The following is a 24,013-nucleotide window of genomic DNA, read 5'->3' as shown; positions in this document are numbered from 1 at the left end:
ATTTTATCAAGTAAGAAAAATAGAAAACGCTAATTACTTCGTGTCTCGGATACATTGAATAAAATAAGTATTCTTTCTCGTTTAGGTTAAATACCAATAAGAAAGGATAGTTTTAGCAGATGGAGTTCATTTTTAGCAAGAAATATCCGTAAAACATGTGCTTTTTCAGAAAAAATGGAAGATTTCTTTTCCTATTATTTTTTTTTGTTATAATGGGTAGGAAATGAAAACTTGCCAAGAGGAGTAATACAAGATGAATAATACTTACCCAGACGACAGTTTGACGCTGCATACGGATCTATATCAAATCAATATGATGCAGACATACTGGGAATTAGGTCGAGCTGATTTACATGCTGTTTTTGAATGTTACTTTCGAGAAATGCCTTTTAACCACGGATACGCGGTTTTTGCAGGATTGGAACGGTTAGTCAATTATTTAGAGAATCTGACGTTCAATGATTCCGATATTGCTTACTTGCGTGGATTAGAAGTCTATCCTGAAGGTTTTTTGGAGTATTTACAAAATTTTGAATTTAAAGCAACAGTTCGTTCTGCTCGTGAAGGAGAACTAGTTTTTGCAAATGAACCATTGATCCAAGTGGAAGGGCCTTTAGCGCACTGCCAATTAGTAGAAACAGCACTGTTGAATATGGTCAATTTCCAAACGTTGATCGCGACAAAAGCAGCTCGTATCAAATCTGTCATCGGAGAAGATCCACTATTGGAATTTGGAACTAGACGGGCACAAGAACTGGATGCAGCAGTCTGGGGAACTAGAGCGGCATATATCGGCGGAGCAGATGCAACAAGCAATGTACGTGCTGGGAAGATATTTGGGATACCAGCTAGCGGGACCCATGCTCATTCGTTAGTCCAATCTTATGGAAATGATTATGAAGCATTTATGGCCTACGCTAAAACCCATAAAGACTGCGTGTTCTTAGTCGACACTTATGATACGTTGAAATCAGGTGTGCCAAGTGCGATTCGCGTGGCGAAAGAATTAGGTGACAAAATCAACTTCCAAGGCGTACGCATCGACAGTGGAGATATGGCCTATATATCTAAGCGTGTTCGGGAACAATTAGATGCAGCCGGATTTACGGAAGCAAAAATCTATGCTTCGAATGACTTGGATGAAGCAACGATTTTGAATTTAAAGATGCAAAAAGCTAAAATTGATGTATGGGGTGTTGGGACAAAATTGATCACAGCCTATGATCAGCCAGCCCTTGGTGCAGTATTCAAGCTAGTATCGATCGAAGATGATGAAGGAAACATGATGGATACGATCAAGTTATCAAGCAATGCAGAAAAAGTAACTACTCCAGGGAAAAAACAAGTGTGGCGCATCACTCGAAATTTTGATGGGAAATCTGAAGGAGACTACGTTACATTATGGGATGAAGACCCTCGAGAAGAAGAAGCTATCTTCATGTTCCATCCAGTGCATACGTTTATCAATAAAACTGTTCGAGACTTTACAGCTCGCCCAGTTTTACAAGATATCTTTATCGAAGGAAAAAGAGTTTACGAATTACCTGCACTAAACGAAATCAAAGAATATACAAAAGAAAATCTAGATTCACTATGGGAAGAGTATAAACGAGACTTGAATCCGCAAAAATACCCAGTCGATCTGTCTACTGAATGCTGGAACCATAAAATGGCTATCATGGAACGAATGAAAAAAAGCGTAGCAGAACTTCATACAGAAGCATAGGAGGAGAATAAATGAGCCTGCAGACAGAAATTATCAATGAATTAGGTGTCAAACCAACAATTGATCCAAAAGAAGAAATACGTAAAAGTATTGACTTTATGAAAGCATATTTGAAAAAATATCCGTTTCTTAAAACTTTTGTACTAGGTATCAGCGGCGGCCAAGATTCTACTTTAGCAGGCCGTTTGGCGCAACTAACGATGGAAGAAATGCGTGAAGAAACAAAAGATGAAAACTATCAATTTATCGCTGTTCGTCTTCCTTATGGTGAACAAGCAGATGAAGAAGATGCAAAAGCTGCTCTTGACTTTATCCAGCCCGATGTTAGTCTGCGAGTAAATATCAAACCAGCTGTTGATGCACAAGTACAAGTATTAAGCGAAGCAGGTGTGGAAATCAGCGATTTTAATAAAGGAAATATCAAAGCACGTCAACGTATGATTACGCAATATGCCGTAGCTGGAGAAAGAGCAGGAGCCGTATTAGGGACAGATCATGCTGCAGAAAACATTACTGGATTCTTCACGAAATTTGGTGATGGTGGAGCCGACATTTTGCCATTATTCCGTTTGGACAAACGACAAGGGAAACAATTGCTTCAAGCATTGAATGCACCGGAAAAATTATACACAAAAATTCCGACTGCAGATCTTGAAGATGGGAAACCAATGATTGCAGATGAAGTCGCACTAGGTGTCACATATAATGAAATTGATGATTATCTAGAAGGAAAAGAAGTTCCCGCTCAAGCACAAGAAAAAATCGAAGCATGGTGGAACAAGACACAACATAAACGACATTTGCCAATTTCCGTTTTGGATGATTTCTGGAAATAACAATAAAGCAAAAACAGCCGTCCCTTCATAGGGATTGGCTGTTTTTGTTTTATAAAATAGAAAAGAAAAATATCAGCTGTAGTAAACTTTTAATTTGATATCCTGATCGTAATTACCGAATCCTTTACCAAATAAAGTACAGCCCCCCACATGTTTGGCATCGTCTTTCACTTCGATTCGCAAATGCCAAGTGTCTTGCTCTTTAGGGATGTCGTTGATCGTGATGTTTGACAAGGGTTCTCCATTCATATTCGTCAAGTGTTTGGTAATTCGGATCGTCTTCAGCAAGCCGTATTGATTAAGATTATCTGGATACCAATCAGGCGTATATTTACCGCGGATATCAGCAAAATCTCCAGGGCTCGTCCATGTTCCTAGCTCCACACCATTTAGGCTGAAAGTGATATCTGAAGGCCAATTGTCATTTGAAAAAGGAAATTCAGAAGAAATTTCCACAGAAACTTCCAACATCTCCAATGTATCCTCTGTATTTAAAAAATTAGGTGCCTGATACTCGACAAATCCGCTGGTAAACCAGAGAATGCGGGCATCCATCCTTCGAGGATCCATAAAATAGCGTGGTTCATCCACTTTCCCGATAAAATCATGGATCGTAGCTAAACCGCATGTTGGTTCAATTGCATAATTTGTATAGTGACCAATAGGTATCGATGTTTCTTTCGTATCAAAAGCATTGAATATTTTTTCTGGAAAACTGATATCGATTTTATCGACACGAAGGCTCGAAATTTTTTGTTGTCCTACTTTTTCTGTTTTGATGATGTTTGCTTCCTCTAGCTTTTTCACGTGCATCGTTGTGATAGCACTGCTTACCCCAAGTTCTTTTGCCAAATCTTTGACATTCATCTTCTTTTTGGAAAGTAGCTGGATGATCCTGATCCTTGTTTTACTAGCTAATGCTTCATATACCGGTAAGGATTCTTCGTTTATTTGTAGTTGCATATATATCACCTCTTAAAAGGTTTTTCTTATATATTAACATATTTGTTAATAAAAGTTATATTAAATTATTTGTTTTAATCGTTATTAATATTTTGGTTAATTAAAATCGATAAAAAATAAGTAAGTTTAACATTTATATTATTGACAACGCTTTCAACAAGGTGTATTATTCATGTATAAATTAAAGGAGGTCAGTTATGGAAGCCACAATGTTGATTAGTAGTGTCAAGCGTGTAGGCAAAGTTGATCCGCGGTTGTACAGTTCATTTATTGAACATATGGGACGAGCAGTATATGAAGGGATTTATCAGCCAGATCATCCATCAGCTAATAAAAGTGGATTTCGCCAAGACGTCATTCACTTGGTAAAAGAATTGAACATTCCCATGATTAGATATCCTGGTGGAAATTTTGTGTCAGGATTTCGTTGGGAAGACAGTATTGGGCCCATAGCAAATAGACCTAGAAGGTTGGATTTAGCTTGGCGGACAATTGAAACGAATGAAGTTGGGATTCATGAATTTTATAACTGGTGTCAGCATGTGGGGGCCGAAATCAATATGGCTGTCAATCTGGGTACTCGTGGAGTAGATGCAGCTCGTAATTTAGTCGAATATTGTAATTTTCCTAAAGGAACTTATTGGAGTGATTTAAGGCGTTCGAATGGTCAAGAGAGCCCTTTTGGAATTAAGACATGGTGTTTAGGGAATGAAATGGACGGTCCTTGGCAGATTGGACATAAAACAGCGGAAGAATATGGACGGTTAGCAGAGGAAACGGCTAAGGCGATGAAACTCGTAGATGATTCAATTGAGGTGGTTTTATGCGGAAGTTCGAATCGGCAAATGCCTACATTTGGTGACTGGGAGTTAACAGTTCTTGATCAAGCGTACGATCAAATAGATTATTTGTCTCTTCATCAATATTATGGCAACCAAAAAAATGATCTTTCTCATTATCTTGCACGTTCCTTAGACATGGATCGGTTCATTTCTGAAGTGACAGCGATGTGCGATACAGTCAAGGCGAAGAAACATAGTAAGAAGCAGATCAACCTGTCCTTTGATGAATGGAATATTTGGTATCATTCAGCGGAACAAGATGAGCAAGCAGCGCCTTGGCAGATTGCTCCTCCTTTACTAGAAGATAACTATAATTTTGAAGATGCATTACTATTAGGCTGTCTATTAATCACTTTATTGAAACATGCAGATAGAGTAAAGATTGCTTGTCTTGCTCAATTGGTAAACGTTATTGCACCAATCAGGACAGAAACAAACGGAGAAGCTTGGAGACAGACGATCTATTATCCATTTATGCAAGCTGCTGTGTATGGACAAGGAGAGGTGTTAAGCCCACAAATTCGTTCAGCAAACTATGCGAAGGAAGATTTTGAAGAAGTGCCGTATTTAGAAAGTATAGCCGTAATAAATGACAAAGAACTTGTCATATTTGCAGTTAACCGTGGAGAAGAAGAAATGAATCTAACTGTTCACTTGTCTGAATTATCAGTAGAGGGAGTGATTGATTTTTCTGAAATGAGTGGATTTGATACAAAAGCAACTAATCTTCCTAAAAGTGAACAAGTAAAACCAAGTCATTCAACAAATGTAAAAGCTGAAGATGGGAAAATCAATTGTTTATTGAAACCGCTATCTTGGAATGTGGTCAGATGTCGTTTATCAGATGAAGGAGGAACAAAAAATGAAAGGTAAAAAATGGTTAATTGGCTCTTTGTTGGTAGCTGCAACAGGTATTTTAGGAGCTTGCGGTGGCGGAAGTTCAGCAGAATCTGATTCTGATAAAGAAGTGACTTTGACTTTTTGGAATGGGTTTACTGCATCTGATGGTGAAATATTGCAAGAAATCGTTAATGAATTTAATAAAACAAATGATAAAAACATCAAAATTGAAATGGATATCATGACTTGGGCCAATTTGAATGAAAAACTTCCTACAGCGATTTCTTCTAAAAAAGCACCTGACTTTATTGCATTAAATTATCCAGATTTTGCACAGTATGTAGAAAACGGAGCGGTACGACCATTAGACGATTTCTGGGAATATGATGGAGTAGATAAATCTGATTTTAAAGAAACGGCTATTGAATTAGGTGAAGTAGAAGGTAAACAGTATTTTGTCCCCATGCAGGTACAAGGAATGTATATGTATTGGAATAATGATTTGTTTAAACAAGCTGGATTAGATACTGAACAACCACCTACTACTTGGGAAGAATTGACAGAAATGGCACCAAAATTAACTGATAGTAGTAAAAATGTATCAGGTTTTGTCTTCAATAAGGATGGAACTGCACCGTTATATAACTGGATGTTAGCAAATGGCGGTAAATTAGTGAACAATGATTATACTAAGTCTGAATTTGCGTCTCCTGAGAACCTTAAAACGTTAAAAGCGATCCAAAAAATGATCCATGTAGACAAGACTGGTCCAGAATCGATTTCTGGCGCCGAAATGGACAATTTAATGAATGCTGGTCAACTAGCCATTGAAATCAATGGGCCATGGTTAAATAACGGATTGAAAGCAAACGAGATTGATTATAATGTGACTACCTTACCACAAGGGAGTGATTCAGACAAAAAAACAGCTATTTTAGATGGCGTAGGATATGCCATTCCGGCAAGTACAGATAATAATAAAAAAGAAGCTGTCTATGAGTTTTTGAAATATTGGAATACAACTGAAATTGGTAAAAAATGGAGTATCGAAAATGGTTTTCCTGCCTACTTGGATTCAGTAGCAAAAGATGAAGAAGTAAAAAATGATCCTATTGTATCTGAATTATCGAAACAAATGGACTATGCAGAGCCATATTTACCAGGTTTTACCCAAATCTCTGCGATCAATAACGATATCATCAATCCACTGATTGAAAAATTATTAGCAGGAGAAGATCCTGAGACACTCATGAACGATGCAGATGATGCCATCAATCAATTACTGCAAAAATAGTACAGAACTTTATACAGGATAGACTGTTGGCAAGATACAGATATCTGAATGATCGACCTAGTATATAGGTGTTATTGCAAAAATCACAGCGATTGTTCGGATATCTTATTCAGATTCGTTTAAACCAAGATTGTATATTTTATCAAAATGAAAGATGAGGTGGACTATATGAACGGATTCACCAAATATTGGAATCGTCCTGATCGTGCTGCGTATTTGTTTTTAACTCCATCTTTTTTAGTTTTATTATTATTTACTGTCATACCGCTTTTAGGAACATTTGCTATTAGTTTTACAGATTTGAATATTTTCTTTACATCAAGAAATTTTGTAAGTTTTGAAAATTTCACACGTATATTTAGTGATGAACGAGCAGTTAATTCGTTGATTCATTCTTTATATTTCACCGTACTCGAAACGCCAACACAAATTATCGTTGGTTTATTAGCAGCAGTAGCATTATCTAAAAATACCAGATTCAATCGTTTTTGTCGTTCGACATTTTACATTCCAGTTATTTGTTCATTGACGTCAATTGCGATTATTTTTTCTATGTTGCTTGATCCGAATGTAGGGGCGATTCCTTACTTGTTTTCACAAGTCGGCTTGCCGATCCCTCAATTTTTTCGCGATCCAACCCTTGCTATGCCGACGGTAGCCATCATGACTGTTTGGAAGAATTTTGGTGTTACTATGACGATTCTCTTGACTGCTATTCAGGGAATCTCTCCCTCTTTGTATGAATCTGCTCAAATGGATGGTGCAACAAATCGACAGCAGTTTTTTAACATTACGCTACCTCAGATCGTTCCCTCCTTAGGTTTTTGTATTTTAACGAATCTGATTGGTTCGATGCAAGTGTTTGACCAAGTATATGTTGCAACCGCTGGTGGCCCACAATTTAAGACAGAAACAGCTGTTCAATATATTTACAGTCGAGGATTTACAGCACCTTATGAATTGGGCTATGCATCAGCACTGTCTTCGGTTTTGTTTATCATTGTTGCAACTATAGCTATCTCCACTAATGTGTACATGTCACGGAAAGAAAAACAAATGAAATAGGAGGGAAACCTGTATGGCACCAGAAAGCTCGATTACAGTTACTGTGAATAGTCGAAAAGCAGTTAGTGGTAAAAAAATCATTCGAACGATTAGTATGCTAGTTATATTGTTGGTTATTGCGTTTCCTTTTTTGTGGCTGATTATTTCTTCTTTTAAACACGAAAAAGACATTATCTCATTTCCGCCTAGAATATTTGCAGATAGCTATACCCTAGATAACTATATTAAGGTTTGGACAACGATCCCTTTATTAGATTACATCAAAAATACAGTGATTTTTGCTGGAGGGACAGTGATCACTTCTGTATTCTTTGATTCTCTTGCGGGGTATGGCATTTGCTCGTATGCGTTTCAAAGGAAAATCAGTTTTGTTCTATTTCGTTTTGCTGACAATGATGATCTCATTCCAAGTCTTCATGATTCCTCTATTTATTGAAGTCAATTTGCTTGGCATGCTTGATACTTATGCAGGTTTGATCATTCCTCGTATGACAACTGCATTTGGTATCTTCATGATGCGTTCCTTTTTATTACTTTACCAGATTCTTTGGAAGAGGCAGCACGCATTGATGGATTAAGTGAGTTTAATATTTTTTTGAAAATCATGTTGCCATTGAGCAAACCTACTCTTTTATCATTAGGGATTTTCACGCTGATGAATAGTTGGAATGACTTGCTTTATCCATTGATATTGACAAGTAGTTCAAAAATGAGAACTTTACCAGCAGGGTTAGCTTTATTTACGGGGCAGAACATTTCTTTTTATGGACCTGTAATGGCTGGAACGGTTATTTCAATGCTGCCATTACTAGTGGTTTATATTTTTGCACAGAAATATTTTGTTCAAGGAACAGCTATGTCTGGAATGAAAGAGTGAGGAAGATGAAAATAGTTGAGACTAAATTTTATGGACAGTTGATTGTGGTTTCTGATTACATCTTATTAGGTATTCTCTGGGTAATCGTGTGTTTGCCTGTTATTACTATCGTGCCTGCTACATGTGCTGTTTTTTATGTAATGGCGCAATGGAAAGGTGAGGGATCAGGAAATATCATTTATTTTTTCTTACAAGGAATAAAGCAACATTTTGGTAAGAACTTGTTCCTTAGTCTGTTAACGATCATTATTTATTTTCTTGTTAATCAATTATTAGAAGAACAGACAATCGTACTTTCAATTAGTGGATATGTAGTTTCACTTATTTATTCCATGTTTCTTTTATCCTGGATATATGTGATTTCTGAAAACAAAGATATCACATTTTTACAAATTTTTGAACAAAGTGCATGGAAAGTATTTTTTGATTTTTTGAGAAATATTCTTTGTTGCGTATTGTTATTAGGATTTGTACTGCTCATATTTCTTTTCCCTCCTTTTATTTTTATCTTTGCTGGTGGCGTATGGAAACTTGTATCTATTATCTTGACTATAGGAAATGAAAGGTAGGGAAAGCTGTTGGACGAAGAAGTGAAAGTAAAAATCAGAGAGGATTTTACGGTAGGAGAGATCAGTTCTCGGCTGTTTGGCTCATTTGTTGAGCATATGGGAAGTGTCGTCTATACAGGGATTTATGAACCGGGCCATGAAACAGCTGATGGTGACGGGTTTAGACAAGATGTCCTCTCTTATGTAAAGGAATTAGAATTAGGTGTCATTCGCTATCCTGGAGGAAACTTTACATCTGGTTATGATTGGGTGGATACTGTAGGTAGGAAAGAACAACGACCAAAAAAAATTGATTTAGCATGGCGAGGTATAGAACCAAATTATTTTGGACTCCACGAATTTTTTAAATGGATCAGTCATGTACAAGCGAAACCGATATTCACGGTGAATTTAGGAACAAAAGGAATTGATGAAGCAAAAAATTTAGTAGAATATTGTAATTTTCCAAAAGGAACCTTCTGGAGTGATTTAAGAATAAAAAATGGGCAAAAAAAGCCTTTTGGCGTTAAATTATGGTGTTTAGGGAATGAGCTAGACGGGCCATGGCAAGTGGGGGCTAAGAGTGCTTATGAATATGGTAGGTTAGCAAATGAAGCCTCAAAAGTCATGAAGTTAGTGGATGATTCAATTGAAACAATCTTAGTTGGAAGCTCTACGCTATGTTTACCATCGTACCCTGAATGGGATCGTATCGCATTAGAAGAAGCTTATGAGAATGTAGATTATTTAGCTTTGCATAACTATATTGATAAGTATGATGAAGAAGACTTGACTAAACCTCCTAAAAATGAGCGTGATGATACAGCGACATACCTTGCAAAAGCTTATCGATTCGATCGTCAAATTGAAGAAATCGTTGCTACTTGTGATTATGTAAAAGGATATTTGAGAAGTGAGAAAACAATGTATCTAGCGTTTGATGAATGGAATGTACATGCCCAACCGGAAAAAAAACATAGGGATTTTGAAGTCGGTAGTCCCATCGATTGGTGTTACTTTACTATGGAAGATACATTATTATTTGGTTCATTAGGGCTGGCTATTTTACGACACGCAGATCGCGTAAAGATTAGTTGTCAATCATTGTTAGTAAACACAATACCTTTAATACTGACAGATGCTAAAGGACAAGCATGGAGGAATCCAACTTATTATGTGATGCAACACTTATCGAAATATGCTAAAGGTCAAGTATTGGAACAACAAATCATTTGCCCTGTTTATGATTGTGAAAAGATAAAAAATGTTCCTTATGTGGACAGTGTGATCGTAGATAACGGCAATCAGCTGACTATTTTCTTGATCAATCGCACAAATGAACAACAAAAGATAACGATTGAACATGATTTCAATTTGCTAGATCAAGGAGAGCACTACACATTAACCAGTAGCGATCTGTTGGACAAAAATACACGTGAAGAACCAGAAAAAATAAAACCTGAAATAAACTATTTTTCAATAGAAAAACATGACGAATTAAATGTAGGGATAGAAAAATACTCTTGGAATGTAATTAGAATAAAGAAAATGTGAGGAAATTTGTTATGATGAAGACACTTTATAATAATCCTATCGTTCGGCAACGGGCAGATCCTTGGGTATATAAACATACAGATGGTTATTATTATTTTACAGGATCGGTTCCAGGCTACCAAGTGATTGAATTAAGAAGGGCAAAGTCACTGAATGAATTAGAACATGCTGAAAGCCTGATTGTATGGCAGGCTCATGAAGAAGGACCGATGAGTGAATTGATCTGGGCACCTGAAGTCCATTATATCAATGGAAAATGGTATATTTACTTTGCTGCAAGCAATCATAAAACTATACGTGATGAATCTCATCATCACCGCATGTTCGTACTTGAAAATCAGCATATAGATCCAATGAATACAGATTGGATAGAAAAGGGACAAATAAAAACGAAAAGGGAAACTTTCAGTTTAGACGGAACAACTTTCTCTTCTCAAGGAAAGCTATATTATGTGTGGGCCCAACAAGATCCTGAAATTACTGGGAATTCTAATCTTTATCTATCCGAAATGGATAATCCTTGGACGTTAAAGGGGAAGCAGATCCTCCTTTCTATACCTGAGTATGAATGGGAAAAACGGGGTTTTTCAGTAAATGAAGGTCCAGCAGTCCTTACTCGCAATGGGAAAATATTCATTACGTATTCTGGTAGTGCAACAGATGAAAACTATGCCATGGGCCTGCTGTGGGCTGATGAGCACAAGAATCTTTTATTAAAAGAATCATGGCATAAATTATCGGAGCCAGTATTCGTTTCTTCTGAAAAAAATAAGCAATTTGGTCCTGGTCACAACTCGTTTACGGTTTCAGAAGATGGGTGCTTTGATATTTTGATCTATCATGCTCGACCAGAGAAGAACCAAAAAGGGGATCCGTTAGACAATCCCAATCGGCACGCGAACGCGCAATGTTTTACGTGGAATGAGCAAGGATTTCCAGAATTTGGTGAACCTGTTCCGTATGCCTTATGAGCACAAGAAACCTTGATTTTTGCTTGAATAAACCTTGCAGATTCGTTATGATATATGTACGTACAAATAAAAAGGGGCAAGGCAAATGGCAAAATATCAAGACATTGCAGATGAGATAAAACAAAAGATCCTTCGTGAGGAATACGAAGTAAATACAACCATTCCCTCAGAATTCAAGCTGCAAGAAATATATGACGTCAGCAGACATACGATTCGGCAAGCAATCGCTGTGTTGGTAAATGAGGGCTATCTGCGTAAAGAAAAAGGATCGGGCACATATGTAGATGACAGCTATAAGATAGAAAAAACACCATTGAACAGAACAAAAACGATCGGTGTCATCACCACATATCTCTCTGATTATATTTTTCCGTCGATTATCCGAGGAATCGAAAATGAATTACGAGAGTCTGGGTATTCATTGCTTTTAGCCAGTACGAATAACGATCACGAATTGGAAAAAGAGTGTTTGAAGAAAATGATTGCTTATGGGGTAGATGGTTTGATCGTTGAGCCTACGAAAAGTAATCAGTATAACCCAAACTTAGCACTTTATGTTGCTTTGAGAGAACAAGGCATTCCGATGGTGATGATCAATGCTGCTTATGAAGAGTTAAATGCCTCTTATATTTGTTTAGATGATGTGAAAGTCGGTTTTATGGCAGCAGAATATTTGATAAAAAAAGGACATCAGCGTCTGTTGTTCATCACAAAAATCGACGATCTTCAAGGAAAATACAGGATGAAAGGTTTTATCAGCGCGTGTGAACAGTATAATGTGCGTTTTTTGATGGAAGATATCATTACTTTCACCACGGAAACACGAGAAACAATCGCTGAAAAAACAGTACAACGGTTGAAAGAAGAACAAGCTTTAGATGGCATCATTTGCTATAACGACCAAATAGCTAGTTTATTGCTAGATAAGCTGACAGAAAATGGCTATCAAATTCCAGATGATCTATCCATCGTAGGAACAGACGATTCTTCTTTAAGCCATTTAGGAAATAAAAAATTGACAACATTGACACATCCAAAAGAAAAGTTGGGACAAGATGCCGCACGGTGGATCGTCACAACGATTGAAAAAGGACAGGCACAGCCGAATATTCTTTATGAACCTGTACTAGTTGAACGGGAAACAGTGAAAGAAAACGAAAAATAAGAGACGGGTTTTTACCGCCTCTTATTGCTCCTACGGTTACTCGTCGCAATGTTTGTGAGAGCTTTTGTCATCGCTCAAGGCTGAACGTTTCTTTCACCACCTCTCCACTAAACGGTGTTCTCCTACCAACTGGTCACAAGTCACAATATTCATCAAACATGAGAAGCTGTTTTTTGAAATTGTTCCTTGTGACTGGAGCTGAACGGCAGGCTCACAACCTCTTCCTTAAACGGTGTTCAAAAGCTTGCATCTGCGGTAATAAGCCTAACCAAACGAAAAATAGGAGAAGCTATTTTTGTTTGGATGTTCTTATTATTTGATGCAGGACAGCTTTTTCACAACCTCTGATTCACGGTGTTCCAGAAGTAGCTTCTTCGAAAATAAGCTGAAATTCCACAAAAATTTAAGAAGCAATTTTCGTAAATTCCTTCTTATTTCTTGAAGCTGACCACTTCTGTCACAACCTCTTTAAGAATGATGGATAGAAATACGTTTAGGATAAGTTTTTTTAGATGCACTTTGTTCGATTTCCTCTAAAGATTTCCCACGAGTTTCTGGTACGATCTCTTGAATAAATAAAACCCCTAAAAAGCAGATGATCCCAAAAATGCCGAAAACGATTTCTTGAGACATAGAAGCAGTCATCACAGGAAAAAGCAAGCCAACTAGGAAAGAACCAATCCAATTAAAAGAAGAGGCTAGGCCAGATGCTCGCCCGCGGACAGCTAGTGGGAATATTTCGCCTACGATTACCCATGTCAGTGGAGCGCCCATGTGCAAGAATAAAATGCGACATAAATACATAAAAACAAGAGAATCAACAACGAATTTGTATGAACATCCAGTACAGTTCCTAAAACAGCTGGTAGGATGAAAGAAAGTCCCATCACGCTACCGCCTATTTTCAATAAAGTTCGCCGATTGAACTTGTCTGCAATAACCAAAAAGAGCAAAGAACCAGCAACTAAAATGATTCCTTGGATGATCGGCCACATCAATGCATCGCTCGCCGCGTGCCCAGTCGCTTTTTCTACGATCAGCGGAATATAGTAAAAAATAGCATTAGCTCCTTGAAATTGCTGGAATACTGCTACACCAATACCGGCAATGACTAAGGAACGATATTTTTCTAAAAACAAAGTATGCCAAGAAGTTCCGGTTGTCTTTTCTTGTTTGACATTCAGCTGGATTTGTTCGAATTCCTGTTCAGCTTCTTTTGGTGTCCGAATATAGTTCAATACTCTTTTTGCCTCTTCCAAGCGGCCAGATTGCATAAGAAAACGCGGTGACTCTGGTAGAGCTAAAACACCGAAAAATAAAATCAGCGCGGGGACAGCAGCGAGTCCTAACATCACGCGCCAAGCCATCGTTTCAGGCAACCCTTTTAGCAAATAATCTGCAACATAGGAAAGGAGCATGCCAGAAGCAATCATCACTTGATTGATCCCTGACAATCTTCCCCTTAGTCTAGCAGGAGCCATTTCAGACATATAAGCAGGAACTAGGGCAGATGCAGCGCCAACAGCTAAACCTAGAAGAATCCTTGCTGCAATCAGAAAATAAGAACCATTGTGAGGGGCAGATGCAGAAAGGACAGAACCAGCCATAAAAATAAGTGCAGAAAGAAGAATCATTTTTCGTCGTCCAAGCTTATCAGAAAGAAGACCAGATAAAGAGCCGCCAAGGATCGCACCTAACATGACCGAAGACGTGATCCATCCTATCAAAGAAGCTTTACCTGCCAAACCCCAATCATGCTGTAAAAAAGGTAAGGCGCCGGTCATAACACCAATATCATATCCAAATAGAATGCCGCCAAATGCGCCAAAAAAATAAATAAACGATGAGGAAACTTTTTTTTCTTTTTTCATAAGTATTCTCTCCTTCTAGAATTTCGAGAAGGTGGTTGATCAGATTTTGTAAGCAATTTCATTTTATAACTTATGTACGTACAAAACAAGTGTTTTTTATTGTATTCTTGTAAATAACCGCTTGACATGTACGTACAAAAGTATACAATAATCATTGTAAGCGCTACTAAAAAGACGGTTTGATCAGGTTTGACGAGAAGGAGGGAGTTAAATCATTATGAAGGAAGTAAATGCGCAAAGTATGTTAGATGTCATAGATGGTCGTACATCTTTAGGGATTGAGTTTGGATCAACTAGGATCAAAGCTGTATTGATTGATTCATCTTTTACTCCTATTGCCGCTGGTAGTTATGAGTGGGAAAACAAACTAGAAAATGGTATCTGGACCTATTCATTAGAAGATATTTGGAAAGGACTGCGCGTCAGTTACCGAAAAATGGCAGCAGAAGTATTCGAAATCTATGGCGAGAATCTTACGACAATCGGGTCGATTGGGTTCAGTGCAATGATGCACGGTTATCTAGCATTTGATAGCAAGGAACAGTTACTAGTACCATTTCGTACTTGGCGAAATACAATCACTGAAGAAGCAGAACGAATATTAGCGGAAAAATTTCAATACAATATTCCGCAGAGATGGAGTATCGCTCATTTGTATCAATCTATTTTGAATAAAGAAGAACATGTGAAAGAAATTAATTTTTTGACAACGCTTGCAGGCTATGTCCATTGGCAGCTTACTGGTGAGAAAGTACTAGGCGTAGGAGATGCATCAGGCATGTTTCCTATCGATCCTTCAACGAAAACCTACCATCAAGAAATGAAAAATATTTTTGGTCAGTTAATCGAAAAAGCGCACGTAGCGATTGACTTGGATCACATTTTGCCTAAAGTTCTAGTAGCAGGAGAAGAAGCTGGCAAGTTAAGCGAATCAGGGGCTTATCTGATCGACCCTACGGGAAATTTGAGACCAGGAATCCCGGTTTGTCCGCCAGAAGGGGATGCAGGAACCGGTATAGTCGCTACGAACAGTGTAGCCAAACGGACAGGGAACATTTCGGCTGGTACTTCCGCCTTCGCTATGATCGTATTAGAAAAAGAACTAGAAAATGTCCATCCGGAAATCGACATGGTCACTACACCTTCAGGAGAACTAGTAGGCATGGTTCATACGAATAACTGCTCTTCGGATATCAATGCTTGGGTCAGTATTTTTGAAGAATTTACCAATTCTTTGGGTATGGAGATAAGCAGAGATAAATTATTCACGGTATTATTCAACAAAGCGCTAGAAGGCGATACGGATTGCGGGGGATTACTTTCTTATGGTTATTTTTCCGGTGAAAACATTACAGGAGTAAATGAAGGAAGGCCATTATTTGTACGTACACCAGGTAGCCGTTTTGATTTAGCGAATTTCATGCGGATCCATTTAGCCAGTGCTTTTGGTGCAATGAGAATCGGAATGGATATATTGAAATCTGAGAATGTCCAAATTGATCGTTTAGTGGGACATGGGGGGATTTTTAAAACACCAGAAGTTGGACAGCGGATTCTAGCATCTGCTATGGAGGCACCAGTTACAGTGATGGACACAGCCGGAGAAGGTGGAGCGTGGGGAATCGCGTTATTAGCAGCCTATATGATGGATCGACATGGGAAGTCTTTAGAAAACTTCTTGGCAGAAGACGTGTTTGGACAAGACCAAGGAATCACCATCACACCTTCAGCAGAAGAAATAGCAGGCTATCAGATATTTATGAGACGTTACCGTGAGGGGATCGACATTGAAAAAACAGCGATTCATCAATTGCAAGAAAAAGGAGTGATAGAAAATGCTGGAACAACTGAAAGAAGAAGTATACCAAGCAAATCTTGACTTGCCTAAACACGGACTCGTCAAATATACATGGGGAAATGTGAGCGCTTTTGATCCTGAAACACGATATTTCGTTATCAAACCTAGCGGAGTCAGTTATGAAGAGATGACAGCAGACGACATGGTCGTTGTGGACTTGGACAATCATATCATTGAAGGTAAACTCAATCCCTCTTCGGATACGCCTACTCATGCTGTTTTATATCGTTCATTTCCTCAAATCGGAGGAATCGTCCATACTCACTCGACATGGGCGACGATCTGGGCACAAGCAGGATTGGATGTTCCTGCGATGGGGACGACGCATGCAGATACTTTTTATGGATCGGTACCTTGTGCTCGATTTTTGACACAACAGGAAATCGACAGCGGGTACGAATATGAAACAGGAAAAGTTATCATAGAAACATTCAAAGAACGCAAAATTGATCCCTTAGCAATTCCAGGGGTACTTTTACACGGACACGGTCCATTTACTTGGGGGAAAGATGCGCAAAGTGCGGTAATGAACGCAGTCGTACTAGATGAAGTATGCAAGATGAATTTATTTACCAGACAGCTCAATTCATTTTCAGAAGAGCTGCCTCAACGGATTTTAGATAAACATTATTTACGAAAACACGGAAAAAATGCGTATTACGGACAAAACAAATAAAAGGAGTGGCTAGTTATGTTGAATATTGGAGAAAAAGAATTTTGGTTTGTTGTAGGATCACAGCATTTATATGGGGAAGAAGCACTGCGAGAAGTAAAGAAACATGCACAAGAAATGGTCGATGAACTGAATGAAAATGGCCAATTGCCTTATCCAATCCGCCTTCAAGAATTAGCAGTTACTGCTGATACGATCACAAAAATCATGAAAGAGGTCAATTATCGAGAAGAAGTAGCAGGTGTGATCACTTGGATGCATACTTTCTCACCAGCAAAAATGTGGATCCGCGGGACAAAGCTTCTACAAAAACCATTGCTTCATTTAGCTACTCAGTATAACGAAAGCATTCCTTGGAAAACGATCGATATGGATTTCATGAATTTAAATCAATCCGCTCATGGTGACCGCGAATATGGGTTCATCAATGCTCGATTAAATAAACAAAATAAAATCGTCGTTGGCTACTGGAAACGACCTGAGATCCAAAAAGAGATTGCTGATTGGATGGATGTTGCAGTAGCCTATAATGAAAGTTTTGGAATAAAAGTGGCTCGTTTTGGTGACAACATGAGAAACGTGGGTGTCACAGAAGGAGACAAAGTGGAAGCACAGATTCAATTTGGTTGGACTGTTGATTATTTTGGTATCGGAGATCTTGTACAAGTAATCGATCGCGTATCAGACGAAGAAGTCGATCAATTATTTGAAGAGTACAAGGAATTGTATACCTTCGACTATGGTGATTATGAAGAAAAGACATGGGAGGAACATGTAAAAGTACAAGCTCAGCAGGAAATCGGTATTCGCCGTTTCTTAGAAGAAGGAGGCTATAACGCTTTTACGACTAATTTTGAAGACCTGTATGGAATGAAACAACTACCTGGACTAGCTGTACAACGTTTGATGGCAGAAGGATACGGTTTTGCTGGGGAAGGCGACTGGAAAACTGCAGCGATTGATCGGTTGCTGAAAATCATGGCTCGAGGGAAAGATACAGGATTCATGGAAGATTATACTTACGAGCTAGCTAGTGGCCAAGAAGCAATCTTGGAATCCCATATGATGGAAGTAGATCCGACGCTTGCTGCGACGAAACCAAGAATCGTTGTTTCTCCTTTATCAATGGGAGATAGAGAAGATCCGGTGCGTCTTGTGTTTGATGGGAAAGCAGGAGAAGGGGTAGTCGTATCGATGGCAGATTTCGGTACGCATTATAAACTGCTGATCAATGAAGTAGAAGCCTTTGAACCAACGACTGAAGCACCTAATTTACCTGTTGCACGTGTGTTATGGAAAACTAAACCGAATTTCCATGAAGGTGTCCATTCATGGATTCAGGCAGGTGGCGGTCATCATACCGTTGTCTCGCTAAATCTAACAACAGATCAAATTGAAACGTGGGCAAAATTAGTTGAGTTGGAAACAGTGGTTATTAGATAAAAAGAGGTTGTGAAAAAGCCGCTTAGTTTTAAGAATTAAGAAGAGATTGACGAAATTTGCTTTTCAACTTTTTTGAAATTTAGTCTTATTATCAATGTCAGCTAACGGAACACCATTTATCAAGATATCTCACCCTCAATATTTTGCTCTCGAAAATAAGGCTTATGGCAGTAACTTGTCATAGCCTTATTTTTATCACTAATCCTACTCTGCTCTAACTGCTCTTTTTGCTTCTAGGAAGTCAAATGGTAAACAGTTGTCTAATTGCAGAAATTTCGAGATACTTGTTAGTAAGGAGGGGGTTTTATGTATCACGTTCATTTGATTGATGCTATTCCAGAACAAGAGATAGAAAAGTTACAAGGGGAATATTTCAAAATAATAGATGATTTGCCAGCCGAAGGAATAGTTATTCGTAGTACGAAAGTGAAAGATGAATGGCTTACACCAGATTTGCTAGCAATTTCAAGAGCTGGTGTTGGGGTGAACACGATCAACGTTGAAAAAGCTTCTGAAAACGGGACGATCGTCATGAATACACCAGGTGTAAATGCTAATGCAGTAAAAGAGCTTGTTTTGTGCTGTTTGCTCTTATCTTCCCGTCCGATAATCGAAGCAAGTCGTATGGTACAAACACTAACAGGTCCTAATATTTTAGAACAGGCAGAAAACAAAAGAAGTGCTTATGTGGGACGAGAATTGCAAGGCAAAACCATCGGTCTTCTTGGTCTTGGAGCGATAGGCACAAAAGTAGCGCTAAGTTGCTATAGCTTAGGGATGGATGTCTTGGGTTATTCTATCCGCGATGCCCAGTTGGATTATGTTCGGCAAGCAGATTTAGAAACAGTTCTTTCTACCTCGGATTACATCGTAGTCATGCTGCCGTTGACAGAAGATACAAAAGGATTGATCGATCAGGCGAATATAGAAAAAATGAAAAAAGATGCTGTACTTATCAATGTAGGAAGAAGTGAAATTGTTGATAAATATGCTGTTATGCAAGCATTGGAAAAACAACATCTGGCCAAATACGTGACTGATTTCCCAGAAGAAGAGTTCTTAGAAAATGACCGTATACTTATGTTGCCTCATCTAGGGGGATCGACTCAGGAAGCTTTGGCAGACAGCGGACGTTTGGCAGTTGAAGCCTTAAAAGATTATCTTTTGTTCGGTACGGTTAGAGAAGCGGTCAATTATCCATCCGCACGAATGTTTTTCCAAGCGCCGTTTCGATTCACTATATTTTATCAAAAGAAAACCAATATATTAGCAGAGATATTTTCTCTGCTGAATGAGAACGAGCTAGCGGTCGCAGATATATCGCGTAACCATAAGAATGAGCATGTCTACATATTGATTGACATAGACAGTACTGCTTTTGAACAGCTCAATCAAGTGAAACAACAGCTAGAAAAAATTTCTGGAGTACGAAAGGTCCGCTTATTAAAGAAACCAGAAAGGCCATAAAGAAAGAGAATATTTGGATTTCATTAATTCTTCTTTCCGTTCTTTACTTTCGAATTTCGTACAACTAAAATAAGAGAAGCAACATTCTTTTATTGATAGAAATGAAGGAGCAAGCATTTGAAAAGATATATAAGCAGACTTTCGACCAAACAGAAAAAGATTTTAAAAGGAACAGCAGCGATCATCAGTATCTTTTTTCTTGTTGTTTTTAGTAATTTATTTTTGCAGTGGTGTCAAAATGATCTATCCGTAGACCTTGCGTTGAAATTTGCTTTTTCTTGGCATACGGAAAAATTCTTCTTAGCCTGTCTCGTCTTGCTGATCATTCTTATTTTTCTGATTGCACTAGCAGGATCTGTCCCTTTAGGTTCCCTTACGTATGTCGTAGCCATCGGTGTATTAGGTTTTGCAAATTATATGAAAATGAGTTATCGGCAAGAACCGATTTATCCAGACGATTTGAAGATGATCACTGAAATCGGATTGCTGAAAGATATGACCGGCACTATGCTGTTTACAGTGATCTTAGCTGCCGCAGGAACCGTGCTAGGATTGTTTTGCTGGTACATGTTTCGAAGCCTGAAAAAAGGAAGGCGATTCCAATTGATCCGATTAACGACACTGCTTGTGGCAATTGGACTGCTAGGGTATATCAGTAATTTCAACAATCCCGATAATTTGTTGCGAAAAGCATATAATAAAACGGCACTATGGATACCTTACAGCCAGAAAATGAACTACTATAACACTGGTTTTATCGGTGGGTTTTTGTACAATCTGAAGGTAGAACCAATGGATGAACCTGAAGGATATTCGAAAGAAAAGATCAAAGAAATCACTGAAAAATACCAGAAGCTAGCCGATGAAAAAAATAAAACTGTAGAGGAAGAGTCGCCGAACATCGTGTTCGTGATGAGTGAAAGTTTCTCAGATCCTAGTCGATTAAACGGCGTAGAAGTATCTGGTGAGCCATTGGCAGATTATTATGAAGTAGCTGATCAAACATATAGTGGCAATATGCTTTCTCAAAACTATGGCGGTGGAACAGCAAATATCGAATTTGAAGCATTGACTGGTTTTTCTATGGCGTTATTTAATGCGCAACTCACCACCCCTTACACGATGCTTGTACCAAAAATGGATCAGCTTCCTTCTATCGTTTCAGCGTTAAACGCACAATCATACCAGACGACAGCGATCCATCCATACAATACTTCGATGTATAAAAGAGAGGATGTTTATCAGACATTAGGATTTGACCAGTTCATCAGCGAGCGTACGATGACCTATACGGATACGATAGAGAATAATCCATATATTTCTGATGAGTCAGCTTACAAAGAAGTAATGACACTTCTCAAGGAAGAAAAAACACCTCAGTTCATTCATTTAGTCACGATGCAGACACATATGCCTTACAATGGAAAGTATGATAGACTGGGCTATTCTGCAGAAATTTCAGATGGAAGTAGGACGCTTGACTTAGAGAATTATCTGCAAGATATTTCCTATAGCAGCACGGCACTGAAGCAGTTCACGGAAGAATTGAAGAATCTTTCTAGAAGGACTTTAGTTGTTTTTTGGGGGGATCATCTGCCAGGGATTTATTCAGATACCATCCAAGCCAAAAATGATAAACAAACATTGCATGAAACACAATTCTTGATGTTTGACAGCAAAGGGAAATTAGAAAAGCAAACGACTCAAGATGCAATCACCAGTCCGTTTTATTTTGCAGCGAATCTAATGGAACAGACGAATCAGACAACAAATGGCTTTTATCAGCTGCTTTTATCATTAGAACAGGAACTTCCGGCGTTTGAACGAGAACTGTACTATCAAAACGGACAGTGGTATAAAGAAGCGCAATTCAATCGCTCGCAACAAGAGATTTACGACGAATATCAATTGATCCAATATGACATTGTCGCAGGGAAACAATATAGTTTAGCAGATGGTTTCTTTGAGCACGAATAAGAATGGCGAGCTGTATAGAAACCATTAAATTTTTTCAAGTACTTGTCATTTGAGGATAAAAACAAGTAGAATAAATAATAACAACAATGGAGAAAGTAGGAAAACGAACATGTTACCGAATATTGGCTATTATGTGCAGTCCATCGATCAAATCGTCAAGGAAACAGAAGCAATCGGAGAAGGAATGCATCCGAAATATGAAGTGATCAGAAACGCAATCGATGAAGGAAAAACAAGTGACCTGGACAAATCGACTCTTGAAGAGATCATCCTGTTATTTGAAGAAGGAACAAAAAAATATCGGGCAATGCTTAAGAAAGTCAGTACTTTGCGTCCACCAGCAAAAGCAATGGGCATTCATAAAAATTTTGAAAAAGCTTATCTTTCATATGTAGCAGGCTGTGAAGAAATGATCCAAAGTATCGATCTTGAATCAGGGGTAGATGAAGATCTATTCAATACATCTGAAGCAAAACAAGACCAAGCGACAGACCAATTGACAGCTGCCATCCAAAAAATGACTAATTTGTTGTTGAAAAAATAAAAGAAATCTTTGATAACAATAAAAACTAGAGTTATCTAATATAAATGTAATATTACCTTTATGATAGAGTGATCAAAATCCTTTATGATAATGACATACCTATAACCAACAACAACCTTGTACTTACTCAAAATCGAGTAAATACTCCTTTTCCGTCGAGTCTAACCATCTCGGCGGTTTTTTATTTGTAGAAAAGAACATCAGGATAGACGGAAAAGTCTTGTCCTGATGTTCTTTTCAGATAGTATGGAAAGCTGATTAGTTTTCTACATTCTGTACATATTGTTCAAAGTAGTTCTGTAAATCGGCTTTGAGTTTCTGATATTCCTCTTCGCTATACTCTTTATCTTCGATTTTCCCATCAAAGAAAGGAATATTTAGTTCTTCCCGTAGTCTGTCTAATACGTCTTGCTGATTCATTTCATTCTCCTTTTCTTACTAACGATCAAAATAAACACAGACACATTCTGGTGCATAGACATCTTTTTTCAGTAATTCCAGTAATCCTGTTTCAGGATGACGGCGATATAATGTCAGATTATCGGTATTCTGATTGGCACACACGACAAAATTATTGCTTGGATCTAGTGCGAAATCGCGGGGAAAATCCCCTTCTGTTGAGATAATTTGCTTGTTTTGAATGTGGGAACCATCTTCAAAAACTGCGAATACAGCAATCGAGTTATGTCCTCGGTTAGAAGCATAAAGGAACTTGCCATCATTTGAAATGCGGATAGCTGCCCCTCCATTTTCACCGTCGAATTCTTCTGGCAAGGTCGATATTTTCTGTAATTCTTCAAAAGCACCTGTTTCTTTATTATAAGAAAGCACGCGGACTGTGCTGTCTAATTCACCAAATAAATAAGCGAATTGTCCATTTGGATGAAAGACAAGATGGCGAGGGCCTGTTCCTGGCTCTGCAGTGAAGGTAGTTACAAGATTCAATTTGCCGTTTTCGGACACATCATAAGTATACACACGATCTGTACCAAGATCACATACGACTAATCGTTGGTCAGGAGTCAGATCCGTATAATGGACATGCGCATGATCTTGGTTTTTATGAGGACCTGTCGTTTCTTGATGGAATATTGAATCTGCTGCTTTCAGTTCGCCATCTCCTAATATATGGTAGACATTTACTTCACCTTTATGATAGTTCGCCCCGTATAGTAATTGACGTGCTTCATCAACCGCTACATAACACAAAGGAGCGCCAGACTCTGTTACCGCATTCAAAAAATGAAAATCTTTATCGTACGCACCGGCACCACCTAATCCATCCACACTAGTAACTGTGTAAAGATTGCCAGCTTTACTTTTTGCTACATAGGTAGGGCTATTTTCTTCAACAGCTAATGAAAGGTTGGCTAATTCTTCTTTTTCTGTATCAAGGTCGATCGTATAGATTCCTTTACTTTCGCGACGCGTATAGGTTCCTAAAATTATCTTTTCGATCATATGAGCTGATTCCTCCTAATTGTAATGAAATAGTTTTC

19 protein-coding genes and 2 pseudogenes are annotated in these 24,013 nt (G+C 38.3%); 16 read left to right on the top strand and 5 right to left on the bottom strand.

The annotated features are described in order from the left end of the window. The first annotated feature begins 253 nt into the window (after window positions 1-253). Together RG571_RS04695 and nadE are read left to right on the top strand one after the other, a co-directional pair. Window positions 254-1,726 (top strand): nicotinate phosphoribosyltransferase, encoded by a 1,473-nt coding sequence (locus tag RG571_RS04695; RefSeq protein ID WP_002297685.1) that lies wholly within the window; start codon window positions 254-256, stop codon window positions 1,724-1,726. 11 nt (window positions 1,727-1,737) lie between these two features. After that, window positions 1,738-2,562, top strand: coding sequence for an ammonia-dependent NAD(+) synthetase (gene nadE, locus RG571_RS04690; protein ID WP_002307174.1), 825 nt, complete (start codon window positions 1,738-1,740; stop codon window positions 2,560-2,562). A gap of 72 nt (window positions 2,563-2,634) precedes the next feature. Here nadE and RG571_RS04685 read toward each other — a convergent pair whose 3' ends face one another. After that, a complete protein-coding gene (locus RG571_RS04685) occupies window positions 2,635-3,525 on the bottom strand; it encodes a transcriptional regulator (RefSeq protein WP_002307176.1) in 891 nt (296 codons plus the stop codon). Window positions 3,526-3,722: 197 nt separating this feature from the next. Here RG571_RS04685 and RG571_RS04680 point away from each other — a divergent pair, with 197 nt between their 5' ends. From RG571_RS04680 to RG571_RS04645, 8 genes and pseudogenes are all read left to right on the top strand, one after another. Beyond that, window positions 3,723-5,240, top strand: a complete 1,518-nt coding sequence (locus RG571_RS04680; protein WP_002339721.1) for an alpha-N-arabinofuranosidase — start codon at window positions 3,723-3,725, stop codon at window positions 5,238-5,240. Continuing rightward, window positions 5,212-6,501 carry an ABC transporter substrate-binding protein gene (locus RG571_RS04675; RefSeq protein WP_258430278.1) on the top strand — a complete coding sequence of 430 codons (1,290 nt, stop codon included), beginning with the start codon at window positions 5,212-5,214 and terminating at the stop codon, window positions 6,499-6,501. Before RG571_RS04680 ends, RG571_RS04675 begins: the two co-directional genes overlap by 29 nt. A 168-nt stretch (window positions 6,502-6,669) precedes the next feature. Continuing rightward, window positions 6,670-7,566 (top strand): carbohydrate ABC transporter permease, encoded by an 897-nt coding sequence (locus RG571_RS04670; RefSeq protein WP_002287294.1) that lies wholly within the window; start codon window positions 6,670-6,672, stop codon window positions 7,564-7,566. Between the two features lie 13 nt (window positions 7,567-7,579). Next, window positions 7,580-8,443 (top strand): annotated as a pseudogene (locus RG571_RS04665) (carbohydrate ABC transporter permease). Window positions 8,444-8,448: 5 nt separating this feature from the next. Then, window positions 8,449-9,012 (top strand): YesL family protein, encoded by a 564-nt coding sequence (locus RG571_RS04660; RefSeq protein WP_002318639.1) that lies wholly within the window; start codon window positions 8,449-8,451, stop codon window positions 9,010-9,012. Between the two features lie 21 nt (window positions 9,013-9,033). Further along, window positions 9,034-10,545 (top strand): alpha-N-arabinofuranosidase, encoded by a 1,512-nt coding sequence (locus tag RG571_RS04655; protein ID WP_185938755.1) that lies wholly within the window; start codon window positions 9,034-9,036, stop codon window positions 10,543-10,545. An 11-nt stretch (window positions 10,546-10,556) separates the two neighbouring features. Further along, a complete protein-coding gene (locus RG571_RS04650) occupies window positions 10,557-11,516 on the top strand; it encodes a family 43 glycosylhydrolase (protein ID WP_002297693.1) in 960 nt (319 codons plus the stop codon). Window positions 11,517-11,601: 85 nt separating this feature from the next. Next, window positions 11,602-12,681, top strand: coding sequence for a GntR family transcriptional regulator (locus RG571_RS04645; protein WP_002318642.1), 1,080 nt, complete (start codon window positions 11,602-11,604; stop codon window positions 12,679-12,681). A 468-nt stretch (window positions 12,682-13,149) separates the two neighbouring features. On the opposite strand, the pseudogene RG571_RS04640 reads toward RG571_RS04645, so the two are convergent. Then, window positions 13,150-14,552: pseudogene (locus tag RG571_RS04640) on the bottom strand (sugar porter family MFS transporter). Between the two features lie 217 nt (window positions 14,553-14,769). Between RG571_RS04640 and RG571_RS04635 the strand changes: the two are divergent. From RG571_RS04635 to RG571_RS04620, 4 genes are all read left to right on the top strand, one after another. After that, entirely contained in the window at window positions 14,770-16,431 is a 1,662-nt protein-coding gene (locus RG571_RS04635; RefSeq protein ID WP_258430277.1) for a xylulokinase, read from the top strand. Beyond that, on the top strand, window positions 16,388-17,086 hold the full coding sequence (locus tag RG571_RS04630) for an L-ribulose-5-phosphate 4-epimerase (RefSeq protein WP_002287284.1): 699 nt from the start codon (window positions 16,388-16,390) through the stop codon (window positions 17,084-17,086). The genes RG571_RS04635 and RG571_RS04630 overlap by 44 nt, the downstream gene beginning before the upstream one ends. A gap of 15 nt (window positions 17,087-17,101) precedes the next feature. After that, complete coding sequence (araA, locus tag RG571_RS04625; protein WP_258430276.1) at window positions 17,102-18,526, top strand: L-arabinose isomerase; 1,425 nt, start codon at window positions 17,102-17,104, stop codon at window positions 18,524-18,526. 306 nt (window positions 18,527-18,832) lie between these two features. Further along, a complete protein-coding gene (locus RG571_RS04620; RefSeq protein WP_258430275.1) occupies window positions 18,833-19,993 on the top strand; it encodes an NAD(P)-dependent oxidoreductase in 1,161 nt (386 codons plus the stop codon). Here RG571_RS04620 and RG571_RS04615 read toward each other — a convergent pair. Beyond that, window positions 19,970-20,110 (bottom strand): hypothetical protein, encoded by a 141-nt coding sequence (locus RG571_RS04615; RefSeq protein ID WP_002321042.1) that lies wholly within the window; start codon window positions 20,108-20,110, stop codon window positions 19,970-19,972. The two genes, RG571_RS04620 and RG571_RS04615, sit on opposite strands and share 24 nt — an antisense overlap. Here RG571_RS04615 and RG571_RS04610 point away from each other — a divergent pair, their 5' ends adjacent. Then, a complete protein-coding gene (locus tag RG571_RS04610) occupies window positions 20,111-21,970 on the top strand; it encodes an LTA synthase family protein (RefSeq protein WP_002318647.1) in 1,860 nt (619 codons plus the stop codon). A gap of 109 nt (window positions 21,971-22,079) precedes the next feature. Beyond that, the gene (locus tag RG571_RS04605) at window positions 22,080-22,514 is read left to right on the top strand and encodes a hypothetical protein (RefSeq protein ID WP_002297703.1); all 435 of its coding nucleotides are present in this window, start codon (window positions 22,080-22,082) and stop codon (window positions 22,512-22,514) included. Between the two features lie 258 nt (window positions 22,515-22,772). Here the strand turns inward: RG571_RS04605 and RG571_RS04600 are convergent, their stop codons facing one another. Both RG571_RS04600 and RG571_RS04595 read right to left on the bottom strand, forming a co-directional pair. Next, a complete protein-coding gene (locus tag RG571_RS04600; RefSeq protein WP_002287277.1) occupies window positions 22,773-22,934 on the bottom strand; it encodes a hypothetical protein in 162 nt (53 codons plus the stop codon). Window positions 22,935-22,952: 18 nt separating this feature from the next. Next, on the bottom strand, window positions 22,953-23,975 hold the full coding sequence (locus RG571_RS04595; RefSeq protein WP_002318648.1) for a lactonase family protein: 1,023 nt from the start codon (window positions 23,973-23,975) through the stop codon (window positions 22,953-22,955). Window positions 23,976-24,013: the final 38 nt, after the last annotated feature.

It is taken from the genome of Enterococcus sp. FR204, assembly GCF_031143325.1.
GTDB classification, from domain to species: Bacteria; Bacillota; Bacilli; order Lactobacillales; family Enterococcaceae; genus Enterococcus_B; species Enterococcus_B faecium.
The sequence above is the reverse complement of the archived record's forward strand: the minus strand, read 5'-3'. Positions and strand labels throughout refer to the sequence as shown.